Below are 17,041 nucleotides of genomic sequence, written 5' to 3' on the forward strand. Positions count from 1 at the left end.
GGCTCTTTTTTCTTTTTATTTGAGCTGTATTCTCTTACTCCAGTTATGCGTAGAACTATCAAGATCCAGGCAATCTTTATCAGAACCAACAAATTGATTTCTAGCCGCACCTAGACCAACGATACCTCATGCCTGCCCCCACAGCTAAGGGAACACTAATACCGGAAGCTACCGCCCCGCATAGATTCAGGGAAACAGAATATCCCACTGTCCATAGTACCCATTTGCTGCGGAAACTCCCGTTTGATCAGGCTCGGAAGTAATACATTACATAGGGGAATAGCAAACCTCAGAATTGCAGTTCCAACATACAAGGTCACTCCTCCCGATTACGACTGAACAGCAATGGTCCCACCGATGTGAGGGGAGCACGCAAATTCGCTGCGATAAAAATAATTCCTACGATCATGAACCAGAGTGTCGCTTGCTTGCGAATACCGGTTCTGGAGACGGACAGCTTCCTCAGCTTTATGACCATCCTGATTGGCAATGGCTTGATAAATCAGGTCATAGGAGTCGAGATAAAAGCCGCATCTTTGCTTCGTTTCCAAAACCATGTTCTGACCTCCAGGCTCTCGAACTTATCGGTATGCTGAATCACTTTTCTTATTACTGACCCCAAAATACTGGAGGAGCAGACATAAGTCCCATCCCCTTGCCTGGTCTTCAGCAGAAGAGCAGAGAAGCGGCCCTCAAAAATGAGCGTCCGCTTCATTTTAAATAATTTATAATTCTTCGGAATAAAATGCTTTGGATACTGCCTCTGTGGCTTTATCAATAAAAGCTGCAACTTTACTGGGGCTTTCCTTCAAACCACTACTCACCCACTTTTTTATAATGGCTATACTGCCATGAGCGGCAAACGTATACCAAGACTCAAATAATTGTGGATCAAAATATTTTAATTCCTGCTTCCATCGCTCAATGGTTAAATCGTGACTGATATAAAGGATTCTTTCTAATAATTCTTTATCGCCATGCTCTGAGAACAGAACCTCACAAATCGTTTTATTCGCTTTTATATATTTACATAATTCATAAGATAGCTTTTCAGGAGTTTTAACGTCAGAAGAATTAATCCCAAGTTGCTTAATTTCTTCGTAAAGATCATTCTCGATCGTTGAAAGAAGCTCAAACTGATTAGCATAGTGTGAATAAAAGGTGTTGCGATTAATGTTTGCTTCGCTGCAAATGTCGGTCACTGTAACTTTATTGATAGACCGTTCTGTCAAAAGCTTCAACAAGCTTTCTTTTATAACCATTTTTGTATATCTCACTCTGTGATCTGCTTTTTTGTCTGCCATAATATCCTCCCCATATAAAATAAAAAATGAACAAAACTAATGTGATTTGTATGATAACTAACATAATTCAAACGAACAGCCTGTTGTTTTACTAACATGGTGATATTATAATTTATTTGAACGTTCGATTCAAATTAAATTAAATGGAGGTAAAATATGGGAGATATAACTGTAGTCCCTGTATGGATTATTCAAGATATTATGGTATTAATTGCTGCTGTTCTAATGGTTTTCTATATCCTTGATAAGGAAGAACATCCTAAAACGGTTCTAATGCAATTTATAGGTTTTGTGTTTTTTTACGCAGCTGTTTTTGAAATTACTGCGTCATCTCTTGGGGAAGGTTTCTACGCCTATGGGCGGAGTATTTTAATGTTATTTAATATACCTATTACTGTCCCTATAATTGAGTTTCTGATCATTTATTCAACTTTGCGTGTTCTAAAGTCTGTAAATATACCGTCCTGGACTAAACCCTTTATTACGGGATTAAGCGCTATGGTGTTTGACTTTTCATTGGATCCGGTGGCCGTTAAACAGATATTTCAGACCATGGAAGGAAGCATTGCAAGATGGACGTATTATCCGCTGGCCGGTGAACCTCAAATCTATGGGGAACCTGTGATGAATTTTACAGGATGGATTTATATAGCGGGATATTGGACAGTCTTTATTCTAATTGGTGAATGGTGGCATAAAAAGAAAGGCTACAGTAAATCCGTTGGTTACATTTATCCGTTTCTGGCGGCAATTGCGTCATTGGCTTGTATGTTCTCACCTTTATCTAACTTCTTTAATTATATGGGGCCATTCTTCGAAAGAACCTCTAATATGCAATGGGTGAATTTGATTGCACTTTCTGTAATTACAATCGGAGTTTTAGCATTAGCTTTCCTAAAGTTCTGGGACCGGAAGGTTAATTATTCAATCACTCCCAAAAAAGATTTTCCGATCATGTTTACGTTCTTGGGGTTCCCCCTGGTTAATACTATATTTTGCCTTATAGGAGGCTACACGGAAGTACTGTGGTTGGTCGTTCTAGCTCAGATAGTATTAATGTTTGCCTGGATTGGAATTTATATGATGGGTAAAAAGGCAAGCCCAATTGCGAGGTAGTTAAAGAAAACACCGCCTGGCTCTAGACCTCTTTCGTCTAAAGCTGGCGGTGTTTTCTTTTTGCCTTCTTGGTTAAGGAAGCACATTCCCTGCCGCGCGGTAGATCTCATACCATTCCTGGCGGCTGAGGGTTATATCGGAAGCTTTGGCGATATCCAGCAGACGCTTAGTGTTGGTGGTACCGACAATCGGCTGCATCTTAGCCGGATGTCTCAGTAGCCAGGCGATTGCGATGGCGGTATCTGCTACACCTTTTTCCGCAGCCAGACGGTTAATGACTTCATTCACCTCCGGGAACTTCTCATTGCCGAGGAATACGCCTTCAAAGAAACCGTATTGGAACGGGGACCAAGGCTGGATGGTCATGTCATGCAGACGGCTGTATTCCAGGATGCCTCCGTCATGGACTACAGAACCGGCGTTGGTCATGTTGACATTGAAGCCGGAGTCAATCATGCCGGTAACCATAATGCTAAGCTGAAGCTGGTTGAACAGCAGGGGCTGCTTGACGTTCTTTTTGAGCAATTCAATCTGCAGGGGATTCTGGTTACTAACGCCAAAGTGTTTAACCAAACCTCTGCTTTCCAGCTCATCGAAGGCTTCGGCTACTTCTTCAGGCTCCATCAGCGTGTCAGGGCGGTGGAGGAGAAGTACATCGACATAATCGGTCTGTAACCGCTTCAAGCTGTTCTCAACCGAAGTTACAATATGCTCTTTGGAGAAGTCGAAGAAGCCGTTGCGGATACCGCATTTGGCCTGAATCATCATACGATCCCGCATGCCGGGATTGGCGGTCAGAACGTTGCCGAACACTTCTTCAGCTTTACCCCCGGCATAAATATCAGCATGGTCGAAGAAGTCTATACCAGCCTCCAGGGCGCTGTGAATATGTATATCGGCCTCTTGTGGCGACAGATCTGCAATCCGCATACAGCCCAGGGAGATTTCAGCAACCTCAAGCGCACCATTAGCAACGTTAATTCTTTTTACCATTAATTATTCACTCCTTAAATGAAGGTACAGTGTTAAGCTTAGACCTTAGAGTTAGGTGTAAGTCAATAGATTTATAGAGCGGCTTTTCATAGAAACCAAATGGTGTTACCTTAAGAGGTGAAACCGATACCAGCTGACAGAAGGGAGCTGCAATAATGGGATACAGCATCAAAACCATAGCACAAAAAAGCGGACTAAGCCAATATACGCTGCGTTACTACGAACGGGAGGGCGTATTGCCGGTTGTGGCAAGAGATGCTAACGGAAACCGGTGTTTTGACGATGAGGATCTGGAGTTAATTTCGTTAATCTGCTGTCTTAAGGATACAGGGATGGCGATTGCCGATATCAAACAATTCATTGCGCTTTCCAAAGAAGGGGTAAGTGCTTTGCCCGATCAGCGCAGACTGCTGCAGGAGCATAAAGTGCATATTGATGAGAAGATTAAATTCTTTCAGAGCTTTGCGCAAAAGGTGGACCACAAAATTGCTTATTTTGCCTCCCTGGAGAATGAAGCGAAAGCAGCCAGACCCTAATCTTGAGCCGTAGGGCCGTATGATTATTGTCGCTGCAATGAAGGATTGGAAATGCTGCAGCCAGTACTTAAAACTGTAGCAAAGCCGGTATAAGAATGAGATGAATTATAAATAGAGTAAGGCCTTATACTGGGTTGAAATCCTTGCGGAGACCGGGTTCCCGGGTTATCCTTAGTTGCTTATACAGTAGATAGAAGGGCAGCAGAAAGAACGGGATATCCAGGAAAATGGAATGCAAAGACTGCTAATGTAATGTTAAGTGACATATAAATTGACTATTTCTTGACAATGCGGTTTATAATCTTGACGGGAAGCCTCTTGATGATATGATAAAGGTACTTAAGGATGCCGATTCCGGATATTACGTTATATTAATTAACATGATAATGCCGGGGCTGCTTGCTTATCAGATGGACTAATCAAATAAGCTCTTGCTCTTGTATAAGCTCAATAATTTGGTTTGAGCGTTTCGACCAGGCGACCGTAAATTGCCCCAGGCTACAGGAGGTACGTGATAGGAATTGCTTTTCACTGTGCGGAGGAATCCGTGTGAGGCAGTGTTTACTATTATGTGCCTTTTGTACCCTGGGTTTTTTGTTGTGTACAGAAGCGTAGAGCTGATCTTGTCCCGTCCGGCCAGAGTGAGGATTCAACCAAATCATAAAGAAGAGGTGTGTACTGATGAGTTATGAACTGATCATTAAAAATGCGAGTATTCCGCAAGGCGACAGACAGGTGCTGACGGACATTCTGGTGAACAATGGCGTTATCGTGGGGTTTGCCAAGGATATTGACGCGGAGGCCGATACGATTATTGATGCACAGGGCAAACTGGTGCTGCCTGGGGTCATTGATTCGCATACCCACTTTAATGATCCGGGGTTCACACACCGTGAGGACTTCGTTACAGGGACCAGCAGCGCTGCGGCCGGCGGGGTAACGATGATAGTCGATATGCCTTGCTGCAGCGTACCGTCTGTACGTTCGGTGGAGAACCTGCATAACAAGCTGAATGCGCTCGAAGGCAAAGGAATCGTCGACTACGCCATGTGGGGCGGGATTACCGGCGAGGATGTACGCAATGATGTGCTGGATATTGTGAAGGAGCAGGCTGCTGAGGGCGTGGTTGCTTTTAAAGTATATATGACACCGTCTGTACCATCTTACCCGCGTGTGACGGACCCTGAGATGCTCGAAGCCTTCTATGCTGTAGCCGAAACTGGAATGCCAATCGGAATTCACGCTGAGAACTATGCCATCTGCGATTACTATACCCAGAAGCTGAAGAAGGAAGGACGGATGGATTATCCGGCATGGGCTGAAGCGCGCAAGATTCTGGCGGAAAAAGCGGCGATCCAGCTGGGCATCAGCTTCTCGGAGGAAACAGGAGCCCGCCTGCATATCGTGCATATGAGTACGGCGGCAGGCAATCAGCTGATCAAGGAAGCGAAGCTTAAAGGGGTGAAGGTGACCGCGGAGTCCTGTCCGCATTACCTTACACTGAATGCGGTGGATGCGATGACGGAGTTTGGGACTTTTGCCAAAATAGCACCTCCGCTGCGCCGTCCGGAAGATAATGAAGCGCTATGGCAGGGGCTGGTGGACGGAACGATTGACTTCATGGCTACCGACCATGCTCCTTATGAGATTGCTACGGAAAAGGATGCGCCGGGCATGGATGTCTGGACTTCCTTCCCGGGGATTCCGGGTGTAGAAACGCTGGTGCCGATTATGATCAGTGAAGGCTACAACAAAGGCAGACTCAGCCTGTCCCGCCTGGTGGAGCTGCTGTGTACGAATCCGGCCATCCATTATGGCCTGTATCCGAAGAAGGGCGCCCTTGAAATCGGCACCGATGCCGACTTCACGATTGTCGATCTGGAGAAGGAATGGACGCTCGACAAAGATAAAATGCACTGCAAACCGAAATACACCCCGTTCCACGGAATGAAGCTGAAAGGCAAGGTGGATAAAACCATTGTCAGAGGCACATTAGTCTACGATGACGAGCTTGGTGTGGTCGGTAAACCGGGCTATGGCGAGTTCGTTAAACGGCAGACGATCAGCGAGCTTCCGCGTTTGCTTAAATACTAGGGCGGTAGCATCGGAGAGGCTGGGGAATGCGCAGAAGGCTGATGGGATACGAAGTGGAAATCAAGAGAGGGAAGTGAGCATAATGGCTAAACACGCGGTAGTAATTATTGATATGCTGAATGACTTCATCCATCCGGATGGAGCGCTGACTTGTCCGAACGGTGCGGGAATCGTGCCAGCAATTCAAGAGCTGATCGAATTCAGCCACGAGAATGATATTCAGGTGATCTTCGTGCAGGAGGCGCACCGGCAGAATGATGCTGACTTCAGGGTAAGACCGGTGCACGCGATCAAAGGTACCTGGGGATCGGATTTCATTGCCGAGCTGACTCCGCAGCCGGATAAGGGCGATTATATCGTGCAGAAAAGAAGACACAGCGCCTTCAGCTATACGGATATGGATCTTTTTCTCCGTGAGGAGGGGATTGATACGGTTGTAGTTACTGGGGTATGGACCAACGTCTGTGTCCGCTCTACGGCATCCGACGCGATGTACCACACTTACAAGGTCAAGTGTATCAGCGACTGCTGCGCCTCCAAGGATGAGGAGATGCATATTTCCGGTCTGCGGGATATCGGGATTTTTGGAGAAGTGCTGACCCTGGCCGAGTATAAAGAGGTTAATGCTGTTGTAAAAGGCTAAAAGGATAAAAGGCTAAAAGACTGAAAGACTGAAAGACTGAACCTGATACTATAAAAGCTCCATGCTGTACGGCGGTGCCGCTCAGCTGGGGCTTTTTGCGTGAAGGCGGATGGGAGGGTGTTCCTCTTAATACACAGATAAATAATCCAGTAAAAACGGTAAATATGCTATTCCATTAGCGGCTGCTAAAAGCTTAAGATGCAGTAAGAGGCCAGGGTCAAATGCCTCAAAGTCAGCTATGTGCACCTTAGTTGTGATCCTGCACTATGAACCTGCGAAGGTCTTGGGTAAAATGAAGCTGGAACTGCTGACGCAGACGGTAAGGGAATCATGGAAGAGAACAAAATCATTGTGAGAGACCAATAAGGAGGAAAATATAATGTTCAGCAACGAGCCCAGTCTGGAGTGGTTATGCGATGTTTCGGTTTTTAAGGTGAACCGATTGGAAGCGCATTCGGACCATCGTTATTACAAGACCATGGAGGAAGCGGAGCGACAAGCCCCGATGGAGCTGCGTCATTCCCTGAACGGAGACTGGAAATTCAGCTGCGCGGTGAATGCGGCCAGCCGGATTCAGGATTTCTATAAGGCGGATTATGATACCAGAGGCTGGGGGGACATTCAGGTGCCCGGTCATATCCAGCTTCAGGGGTACGGCAAGCCGCAATATGCCAATACGATGTATCCCTGGGACGGGCTTGATGCTGTGCGGCCGCCGGCGATTCCGGAGGAGAGCAATACGGTGGGGAGTTATGTGAAGTATTTTGAAGTTCCGGCGAATATGGAGAACGGACCGGTCTTTATTTCTTTTCAGGGCGTAGAGGCGGCTTGTTATGTCTGGCTTAATGGACAATTCGTCGGCTACAGTGAAGATAGCTTCACACCTGCAGAGTTTGAGTTGACCTCTTATTTGCAGGAGGGGGTGAACAAGCTGGCCGTTGAGGTCTATCAGCGCTGCACGGGCAGCTGGCTGGAGGATCAGGATTTCTGGCGGTTCTCGGGTATCTTCCGCGAGGTGTATCTGTATACGGTGCCGGAGCTCCATGTGCAGGATCTGCGGATTCACGCGGGGCTGGATGCAGCCTTCCAGGAGGGAACGTTAACTGCTGAGCTTAGCATGGCAACGGCGGCGGACGCTTTTGTGAAAATCGGGTTGAAGGATGCGGCCGGAGTCGTTGTGGCGGAAACCGGGGGGCAGGTTGCGGCTGGTAAGGCGGCGTTTACCCTGGAGGCAGGTACGGTATCGCCGTGGAGCGCAGAGAATCCGTATCTCTATAGCGTCTGTATCTCTGTATTCGATGGCCGCGGAGAACTGGTGGAGGCGATTGTGCAGCGGGCGGGGTTCCGCGTGTTCGAACTGAAGGACAAGCTGATGCTGCTGAACGGTAAACGGATTATATTCAAAGGGGTCAACCGTCATGAGTTCAACAGCCGCAGAGGACGGAACATCTCCAGAGAGGACATGATTAAGGACATCATCATCCTGAAGCAGAATAATATCAATGCTGTGCGGACCTCCCATTATCCGAATCAGACGCTCTGGTATGAGCTGTGCGATGAGTACGGTGTCTATGTGATTGACGAGATGAATCTGGAATCCCATGGCTCGTGGCAAAAGATGGGCGCGGTTGAGCCGTCCTGGAACATTCCCGGTGATCAGCCGGAGTGGCAGGATATTGTAATGGACCGTGCAATGTCGATGCTGGAGCGCGATAAGAACCATCCGTCCATCCTCATCTGGTCCTGCGGCAATGAATCGTATGCAGGTGAGGTGATTCTGAATGTGTCCCATTATTTCCGCAAGACCGATCCGGGGCGGCTGGTGCACTATGAAGGGGTGTTCCATAACCGTAAATACAATGACACCAGTGATATGGAGAGCCGGATGTACGCCAAGCCTGCGGATATTGCAGAATACCTGGAAGGTCAGCCGGATAAGCCATACATCAGCTGCGAGTATATGCATGCTATGGGCAACTCGGTAGGAGGGCTCCATAAATACATCGAGCTGGAGAGCCGGTATCCGCAGTATCAGGGCGGTTTCATCTGGGATTATATCGACCAGGCGCTGGTGGCCAAAGACAGATACGGAGAAGAATATCTGGCCTATGGCGGTGACTTTGATGACCGGCCGACGGATTACAGCTTCTGCGGCAACGGGATTGTCTACGCCGACCGGACCGTGACGCCGAAGATGCAGGAGGTGAAGTTCCTCTACCAGAACATCCGGATTATGCCTGAACGGGATGCAGTGAAGATCATCAACGGTAATCTGTTCGAGGGGACGGAGCGGCTACGGCTGGAGTTCCGGCTGTACCGGGAAGGGCGGCAGATCTTCAAGGGGCAGCAGGAGATTGCAGTTGCGCCGCAGGCAGAGGCGCGGATTCCGCTTGCGCTGCCGCAGGTGTCAGGAGCTCCGGGAGAGTACACGCTGGCGGCAAGCCTGCTGCTGAAGGAAGCGGAGCTGTGGGCTGAGGCGGGATTCGAGACAGCTTTCGGGGAATACATCTTCCGGGTTGAAGCGGCTGAATCTACAGCGGATCAGGAGGATGTGATGCTGCCTGCGGCCGGAGCGTTCAGGGTGATCGAAGGAGACGTGAATATTGGCGTAACCGGCCGCGGATTCACTGCCCTGTTCTCCAAGCAGGCAGGTTCGCTGGTGTCGCTCTGCTACGGGGGGCGCGAGATGATTGCTACTCCGCCTGCTCCGCTGTTCTGGCGGGCAACCACGGACAATGATAAGGGAACTGCGCTTGCTTACCACGCAGGCGGCTGGCTCGCGGCCAGTCTTGCCCGCAGCTGTGTGGCGGTAAGGCTTGAGACCGGGAAGGACCGGGCCACGGTGAGCTTTGACTATGAATTCAGCATCAGCCGGGAGCTGAAGACCCGTATTGAATATACGGTCTACGCAGACGGCAAACTGCGGGTCCGTATGGTCTATACCGGAACAGCCGGCTTGCCGGATGTTCCGGTTGTGGCCGTGTCCTTCCGGATGTCCGCCGATTATGGAGAGTCGGACTGGTATGCCCGCGGGCCGGAAGAGAATTACAGTGACCGCGCGTCTGGAGCGCGTCTGGGACGTTTCCGGCGTAAGGTGACGGAGCTGCCGTCACCTTATCTGGTTCCGCAGGAGTCCGGCAACCGTACCGGCGTACGCCAGGTACGCATTACGGACGAGCGCGGCCGTGGGCTGCAGATTCAGGCGGCTGCGGGAGAGCCGCTGGAATGTACGCTGTCGCCATACACAGCGTTCGAGCTGGAGCAGGCAGCGCATCCTTATGAGCTGCCCAAGGTGCACTACACGGTTGTCACCATTGCCGCGCAGCAAATGGGTGTCGGCGGTGATGACAGCTGGGGCGCGCCGGTGCATCCGGAATACCGGATACCTGCGGATCAGCAGCTGGAATGGGAGTTCTGGATGACTGCGGCGGTGCCGGAGACGGAGTAAGCACTAGTAAAATAACCCCGCAAAATGGGACTTTGGCTTCGATGATTACTCAGGTGCTTTACTTGGACTCCGAAATATAAACCTTCTTATCTAGTGAAACAGGCCATCAGCGGAGGAAACCGCTGATGGCCTGTTCTCATGAGAAGCGCTGGCGGTACTCCCGCGGTGACAGTCCCTCCAGCTTCATGAAGGTGGAGCTGAAGTAAGGCGCCTGGTTGAAGCCGACCTCTTCGGCAATTCGGGCGATAGGGAAGCTGGTCTGCATCAGCAGCAGCTTACTCTGCTCGATCCGGTAACGGAGCAGATATTCCATCGGTGAATAGCCATACGCCTTGTTCATGCAGCGGGCAATATAGACCGGATGAAAGTTAAGGCTGTCTCCGAGCATCGCCGTAGTGATCTCTTCGCGGTAATGGGCGCGGAGAAAGGAGGCGGCCTGTTCGGCGCATACAGTGGACTGGGAGCTGTGCTGCTCCGGCTTCACGGAAGCAGCAAGCAGCTGCAGAATGTCCTGGAAGAGAGTCTGCTGCCGGAAGCGGACCGATTCCAGGTGGGCAGTGGCTTGCAGCTGCCCCAGCTGGGCTAACAGTTCTTCTACCTTGGCCGCCTGCAGCAGAGTGACGAATTGCGACAGCGCGAGGTTAAAGAAGCTGATATTGAAGAACGAAGCGGGCAGGCCGCCAACCGGCTCATTCGGGCTGCCGTAATCCAGCGCGGAACCGGGTAGTGCGGGCCAGTCATGGAAGGTTTGGAAATGAAGCCAATAATAGGCTGTCTCCTCCCGGCAGCCCTCGGTTCCGAAGTGGTGGCAGTCCGGGCGAAGGATTAAGGCATCTCCTGCCTTCACCGTAAACCGCCGCTCCTCTTCACCGATGTACAGGCAGCCTTGCCGGACGACGAGCAGATCGAATACTTTGATATGCTGGCGGTTCGGATGCTGATAGCCGGGCGGGTAGTGATTGAAGCCGCTTGCAATATAATGCGGCAGGGGAGGAATGCGGAATAGGAGCGGATTCATTAGGTAGCCTCCAGCAGGATGGTTTGATTATTGAAAGTTTAGGTTTGAGATATGGTACATTTTCCAGAGTATATCATCTATAATTTATTTCGAGCAAGCTTGAATTGCAAGGCTTGATTACACAGGTTATAGCAGCCGCATATTGGCAGAGGAGGGTTTATTCCATGAAACCCATGGGTGGGAAGAGCGGACTGTGGATGCTGGCCTGGCCAATATTTATTGAAATATTTCTGCAAACGCTGCTCGGGACAGTGGACACTATCATGGTCAGCCGGATCTCTGATGATGCCGTTGCCGTGGTAGGCATTTCGAATCAGTTATTTGGCGCTTTGATAACACTGTTTACCACGTTCGCCGGAGGTGCAGGTATACTGATTGCGCAGCGGCTCGGCTCCGGCCGCAATGAAGAGGCGCGTACGATTGCGATCATGGGAGTTACCGTAAGCACTATCCTGGGGGTTGCCTTCAGTGTCAGCTTGTTTCTGTATGCCGATCCGGTTGCCCGGATGCTTCACATTTCAGGAGATTTGATTCCGCTATCTCATGTCTATCTCACTTATGTGGGCGGCGGATTGTTCATGGTTGGAATGACTGCCTCTCTAGGCTCTGCAATCCGCAATACAGGCAATACGCGCGGGCCGATGTATACGGGAGTGGCTGTGAATGTTATTCATATCCTGCTCAATTATATTCTGATCTTCGGCATGTTCGGCCTGCCGGAGATGGGGCTAAGCGGCATTGCGGTCTCCACGATGATCAGCAGGCTGATCGGTGTGGCTGTACTGCTGTATATGTTCAGCAGCGCTTTTGAGCGCAGAATCAGGCTGCCGGATTTCCGGACCTTCCACCGCAAATTATTCGCGGAGATCGTCAGGATCAGCTGGCCGCTGGGACTGAACTCCTCCTCCTGGGTATTGTCGCAGCTGGTGATTTATTCTTTTCTCGCCCTGCTGGGTGCCAAGGAGCTGGCTGCGCGTACCTATCTGAACACGCTGGAGTCCTTCTGCTTCACGCTGGGTTATGCCATCGCCATGGCCGGGCAGATTCAGATCGCCTATCTCTTCGGTGCCAAGCAGACGCAGGAGGCCTATCGTGCTGCATACCGGACACTATACATCGGGCTGGCCATCGTCAGCGCCAATGTGCTGCTATTGTATTTGTTCGGCCGGTCGCTGCTCGGGTTCTTCACTGCCGATCCGGAGATTGTCGCTATCGGCGTATCCTTGCTGGCGCTTAATCTGCTGCTGCAGCCGTGCAAAATGCTGAATATGGCCATAGGCAACTCGCTTAATGCGATTGGCGACACCCGCTATACCATGGTGGTCTCGATGATCTCCATGACGCTGATTGGCGTAGGCGGCTCCTACTGGCTCGGAATTTCGTCCGGCTGGGGGCTGCTGGGGATCTACTGCTGTATGATTGCCGATGAAGCGGCAAGAGGAGGACTGGTGCTGCTGCGCTGGCGGAAACGGAAGGTGCTGAGTCAGGCCGAATCGCAGTTTGCCGGGCGCCGGCAGGGAGTGAAGGAGAAGCCGGGCGTGGCATGTTCGGTAGAGCTTTAAGGGTTATCTGATGATATAAGCGAGGGAGTACGCACACCATTCCCCCGGATTCTTCTCCTGAAGGAGAGTAATCCGGGGGCTTATTTGCGTTCAAGCTGCGGTTACTGCACAAAAGTATGAAATGTACACCCTGGGGCCCGCAATAAAATACAGGAATAGCTGTAAGGTTCACTGTTCAACTTCTGGAGGTGTCTTCTATACTCAGGTCATACATTGGACGAAGCCAACAGGCCTTCCGGAAGGAGGGCTTCGGGGGTTAGTGACGCCGCAACTTATATATAGGCATAGGAGAGTGAAGACTTTGAGACACCGCAAGCGCAAGAATAGTATGCTGCTCGCCATTGAGCTTCCTGTGAAGGAACAGGGCGGACTGCTGTCACCACACACTGAATCCGGCGCCCGGAAGAAAAGAAAAAAGGGATTTCTGCATGAGCTGGTTCATAATCGTGTTCTTTTTCTGATGCTGCTGCCGACGCTGCTGTTCTTCCTGGTCAATTCGTATTTTCCGATGGTCGGGGTGTATTATGCATTTACCCAATTTGATTTCAATTCGGGGCTGTTCAATGCTCCCTTTGTGGGCCTGAAGAACTTTGAATTTCTGTGGAAGTCCGGCACGCTGGTGAAGTTGACGCTCAATACGATCGGCTACAATCTGGCTTTCATCCTGCTCGGCAACATACTGGCCATTGTGTGTGCCATACTGCTCAGCGAGCTGCGGGTGAAATGGTTCAAGAAGCTGACCCAATCGATTATGTTCCTGCCGTATTTCGTATCCTTCGTTATTTTGAGCGTTATTGTCTATAACGTGTTCAATTATGATAACGGTTTCCTGAATACGCTGCTATCGCAATTCGGAGCCAATCCGGTAGATGTCTACAATAATCCGGTGATCTGGATCTTCCTGATTATCCTGTTCTATCTGTGGAAAAATCTCGGCTACAGCATGGTCATCTACCTGGCGGCCATCACAGGGATCAGCGATGAATATTATGAAGCAGCTAAAATTGACGGAGCGCATATTTTTCAGCGCATCTGGTATATCACGGTGCCGATGCTGAAATCCACCTTTGTCGTGCTGCTGCTGTTCTCGCTCGGAAGCATCATGAAGGGGCAGTTTGACCTCTTTTACCAGCTGATCGGCAACAACGGGGTGCTCTACAATACGACAGATATTCTGGATACGTACGTGTTCCGTTCGCTCAAGGTTACCTTTGATGTCGGGATGGCAACGGCGGCCGGTCTGTACCAATCCTTGTTCGGGTTCTTCCTAATTATGACGGTAAACTACATTATCCGTAAAATAAATGACGAATATGCCTTGTTCTAGAATGTGCTGAACATGATGCGGAAGGAGAAAACGAACATGCAAATCAAAGACGATCACTATACCAGGCTGCTGCAGGGAGTAGCCTACACAGTTATCATATTGGGCTCCCTAGCCTGTCTGATTCCGTTCCTGCTGATTATTTCCGCCTCCCTGACGGCCAATGAATCGATCATCAAGGATGGCTATCATTTGATACCGGCGCAGTTCTCGCTGGAAGGGTACAAGACGGTGTTTACATTTCCCGATGAGGTGCTGCGTGCGTATGGGGTGACACTGTTCACTACGGTGACAGGGACCACGCTGGGATTATTTTTTATGACAATGGCCGGTTATGTACTTGCCCGCAAGGATTTCAGATACCGCAATACCTTTTCATTCTATATTTACTTCACGACCCTGTTCGGAGGAGGGCTGGTGCCTTGGTATATTATGATCACTAAATATCTGCATCTGACCGATTCCTATGGTGCGCTGATTTTTCCGGGGCTGATGACCCCGTTCCTGATTATCCTGATGAAGAACTTTATCCGTTCCGCCGTTCCGGAGGAGCTGTTCGAATCGGCCAAGATTGACGGTGCCGGAGATTTCAAAATCTACTGGAGAATTGTGCTTCAGCTGTCGATGCCAGGCATCGCTACAGTCGGTCTGTTTCTCGCCCTGGCCTACTGGAATGACTGGTTCTCCTCTTCGCTGTTCATCAATGATCCGCATAAGTATCAGCTGCAGTTCCATTTGTACAATGTAATTAACTCGGCGTCCTTCATCGCCAACATGGGCGCAGGTACCGGTGTCAGCCTGGGCAGCGACTTGCCTACGGAATCTACCAAGATGGCCATGGCCATTGTCGTTACCGGACCGATTCTGTTCCTGTATCCGTTCATTCAGCGCTATTTCGTGAAAGGCCTGACGATCGGAGCTGTAAAAGGTTAGAACCGTTTGACAGAACGTACCATTATCATGAGTCTGTTATTTCGGCTAACATAGAGTCAAAACGGATGGAAGTAAGCTTACCCGGCCCGGGATTATGCCTTCGCAGTAAGTGTTGTGAAGCCAACGGAAAGAGTAGCTTACACAATCAAGTGTACGCTTCCGAAGCAGCTGTACTTGAAGCTGAAGCGTAGTTGTACCGCTTACCAAACTTTTAGGAGGGTTCATTAATGAGAAAGAAAGTAGGCAGAAAATCTCTGGTAACGCTTACGACTGGTGTGCTCGCTCTATCGCTTCTTGCGGGATGCGGCGGGGGCAATAGCAATGGCAATACCAACAGCGCTGGAACAGACGGAAATACAACCAACACTGCGGATGCAACAGACGGTGCTGCAGCCACAGCCGCAGCAGATACCGGCATTGACACCTCGAAGAAGGTGGAGCTGCAATTCTACATGCTGGGCGACGCTCCGAAGGATCTTCCGGCAATCCAGGCCGAGATCAACAAGATGGCTGAGGAAGAGCTGAATGCAACCGTGAAGTTCAATTATACAAGCTGGACGGACTGGGATCAGAAATACAAGCTGCTGCTGTCCTCCGGCCAGGCCATTGATCTGATTTTCACTGCGGACTGGACCCAGTATCAATCCTATGCGAAGCGCGGTGCCTTCCTGGCATTGGATGACCTTCTGCCTAAGGCGGCTCCCGAGCTGCAGAAATTCGTTCCTGAAAGCATGTGGGGGGATGTTAAGGTAGACGGTAAAATCTATACGGTTCCTGCCACTTTTAAAGAATATGTAACCAACGGTTTCGTCTACCGCGAGGATCTGCGCAAGAAATATAATCTTCCGGAGCCGAAGGACTTGGCCAGCTATGAGGCCTATATGGACGGCATCACCAAAAATGAGCCGGATATGATGCCAATGTCCCTAAACAGTGATGTGGGCAATAACCTGCACTACATTTATACGGAGCTGAACAAGATGATCGGCGCTCTGCCTTACGGTATGGGCGTGAAATATGAATCTCCTACAACGGTCTACTCCTACTGGGGCTCCGATGAGCAAAAAGAAGAGCTTAAAACGATGAAGCGCTGGGCCGACAAAGGCTTCATTCCGAAGAACGTGCTAAATATTAAGGATACGATGCAGGACCCGGTTACTTCCGGTAAAGCGGCCACCATGTTCGGAGACAACCCTAACCGGTTCAATGATATGAAAATGAAGATCAGCACCACACATCCGGATTGGGAGCTGGCTTATTCTCCATTCGGCTTAACTACAGGCTACGCTACACCGGTACATCCGATTCATAATGGATTTGCCATTCCAAAGAGCAGCAAAAACCCGGAAAGAGCGCTGGCCTTCTATCAGAAGATGGTCCTGGACAAACGGTATAACCAGCTGACGCAATACGGCATTGAAGGCAAAAACTACACTGTAGAAGACGGTTACTATAAGCTGGTCGGTACCAGCACTTCCAATGGCTTCACTCGTGAGGGTATGAACGGCTGGGCGTGGAGAAATCCGGAATTCATGCTGTTCGACAAGGGCTTCGACGGGGTCAAGGCGATCTTTGACGAGCTAGACAAGATCCAGAAGCCAGACCTGTTCCTGGGCTTTGCAGAGGATTACACCTCCTATCAGGCGGAGAAAGCCGCACTTGAGCAGGTGGAGAAGCAATATCTGTTCCCGCTGGAAGCCGGGCTCGTGGATGATGTAGACAAAGGGCTGGAAACCTTCATGCAGAAGGCCAAACAGGCGGGTCTTGAAAAGATTCAGGCGGAGTGGACGAAGCAGTGGAATGCTTATACTGCTGAAAAAGGAATCAAGTAGAGGAGTGCCCTGGAAGCCTAACGGCTTTTGGGGCTTTTTGTTGTGCAGATGGTAGGTGAGGGTACAGGTGCGAGTGCAGGGCTGGTGCAGGTGCGAGTGCAGGGCTGGTGCAGGTGCGAGTGCAGGGGGCTGGTGCAGGTGCAACGGAGGCGCGCCAGGTGAACGCTCCGAAAACGGAATGATGTTCCGATCGCTGTTGTGTCCGGATTTTATTATTTTTACCTTAGCGGTGAAAATC

13 protein-coding genes, 1 pseudogene and 1 riboswitch are annotated in these 17,041 nt (G+C 50.0%); of the genes and pseudogenes, 9 read left to right on the forward strand and 5 right to left on the reverse strand.

Annotation, left to right across the window (positions count from 1 at the left end; all coding sequences use genetic code 11):
- Nucleotides 1-118 precede the first annotated feature (118 nt).
- From MKZ24_RS09505 to MKZ24_RS09510, 3 genes and pseudogenes are all read right to left on the reverse strand, one after another.
- Nucleotides 119-409: pseudogene (locus MKZ24_RS09505) on the reverse strand (MFS transporter); the annotation flags it as partial.
- Nucleotides 330-557, reverse strand: coding sequence for a hypothetical protein (locus tag MKZ24_RS33080; protein WP_042239677.1), 228 nt, complete (start codon nt 555-557; stop codon nt 330-332). The pseudogene MKZ24_RS09505 and the gene MKZ24_RS33080, both read right to left, overlap by 80 nt.
- Nucleotides 558-725: 168 nt before the next feature.
- A complete protein-coding gene (locus tag MKZ24_RS09510; protein WP_197072998.1) occupies nt 726-1,304 on the reverse strand; it encodes a TetR/AcrR family transcriptional regulator in 579 nt (192 codons plus the stop codon).
- A 156-nt stretch (nt 1,305-1,460) separates the two neighbouring features.
- On the opposite strand from MKZ24_RS09510, the gene MKZ24_RS09515 reads away from it, so the two are divergent.
- A complete protein-coding gene (locus MKZ24_RS09515) occupies nt 1,461-2,420 on the forward strand; it encodes a carotenoid biosynthesis protein (protein ID WP_042239674.1) in 960 nt (319 codons plus the stop codon).
- Between the two features lie 72 nt (nt 2,421-2,492).
- On the opposite strand, the gene MKZ24_RS09520 is transcribed toward MKZ24_RS09515, so the two are convergent.
- Complete coding sequence (locus tag MKZ24_RS09520) at nt 2,493-3,413, reverse strand: aldo/keto reductase (protein ID WP_042239669.1); 921 nt, start codon at nt 3,411-3,413, stop codon at nt 2,493-2,495.
- A gap of 155 nt (nt 3,414-3,568) precedes the next feature.
- Here MKZ24_RS09520 and MKZ24_RS09525 point away from each other — a divergent pair, with 155 nt between their 5' ends.
- The 4 genes from MKZ24_RS09525 to MKZ24_RS09540 all read left to right on the forward strand — a co-directional run bounded on the left by MKZ24_RS09525 (nt 3,569) and on the right by MKZ24_RS09540 (nt 10,134).
- Nucleotides 3,569-3,949, forward strand: coding sequence for a MerR family transcriptional regulator (locus MKZ24_RS09525; protein WP_042239667.1), 381 nt, complete (start codon nt 3,569-3,571; stop codon nt 3,947-3,949).
- A 417-nt stretch (nt 3,950-4,366) separates the two neighbouring features.
- A riboswitch (purine riboswitch) is annotated at nt 4,367-4,470 on the forward strand.
- Nucleotides 4,471-4,630: 160 nt separating this feature from the next.
- Entirely contained in the window at nt 4,631-6,043 is a 1,413-nt protein-coding gene (allB, locus tag MKZ24_RS09530; RefSeq protein WP_340782377.1) for an allantoinase AllB, read from the forward strand.
- Nucleotides 6,044-6,125: 82 nt separating this feature from the next.
- Nucleotides 6,126-6,686 (forward strand): cysteine hydrolase family protein, encoded by a 561-nt coding sequence (locus MKZ24_RS09535; RefSeq protein ID WP_042239665.1) that lies wholly within the window; start codon nt 6,126-6,128, stop codon nt 6,684-6,686.
- A gap of 379 nt (nt 6,687-7,065) precedes the next feature.
- Nucleotides 7,066-10,134, forward strand: a complete 3,069-nt coding sequence (locus MKZ24_RS09540; RefSeq protein WP_340782383.1) for a glycoside hydrolase family 2 TIM barrel-domain containing protein — start codon at nt 7,066-7,068, stop codon at nt 10,132-10,134.
- Between the two features lie 136 nt (nt 10,135-10,270).
- On the opposite strand, the gene MKZ24_RS09545 is transcribed toward MKZ24_RS09540, so the two are convergent.
- Nucleotides 10,271-11,152, reverse strand: a complete 882-nt coding sequence (locus MKZ24_RS09545; RefSeq protein WP_042239660.1) for a helix-turn-helix transcriptional regulator — start codon at nt 11,150-11,152, stop codon at nt 10,271-10,273.
- A gap of 164 nt (nt 11,153-11,316) precedes the next feature.
- Here MKZ24_RS09545 and MKZ24_RS09550 point away from each other — a divergent pair, with 164 nt between their 5' ends.
- From MKZ24_RS09550 to MKZ24_RS09565, 4 genes are all read left to right on the forward strand, one after another.
- Complete coding sequence (locus tag MKZ24_RS09550; RefSeq protein ID WP_340782386.1) at nt 11,317-12,714, forward strand: MATE family efflux transporter; 1,398 nt, start codon at nt 11,317-11,319, stop codon at nt 12,712-12,714.
- 460 nt (nt 12,715-13,174) lie between these two features.
- A complete protein-coding gene (locus tag MKZ24_RS09555) occupies nt 13,175-14,041 on the forward strand; it encodes an ABC transporter permease (protein WP_231637928.1) in 867 nt (288 codons plus the stop codon).
- 36 nt (nt 14,042-14,077) lie between these two features.
- A complete protein-coding gene (locus tag MKZ24_RS09560) occupies nt 14,078-14,971 on the forward strand; it encodes a carbohydrate ABC transporter permease (protein WP_042239657.1) in 894 nt (297 codons plus the stop codon).
- A gap of 227 nt (nt 14,972-15,198) precedes the next feature.
- A complete protein-coding gene (locus MKZ24_RS09565; RefSeq protein ID WP_042239655.1) occupies nt 15,199-16,803 on the forward strand; it encodes an extracellular solute-binding protein in 1,605 nt (534 codons plus the stop codon).
- Nucleotides 16,804-17,041 lie beyond the last annotated feature (238 nt).

The sequence above is a fragment of the Paenibacillus sp. FSL R7-0297 genome (genome assembly GCF_038009025.1).
GTDB lineage: Bacteria > Bacillota > Bacilli > Paenibacillales > Paenibacillaceae > Paenibacillus_AQ.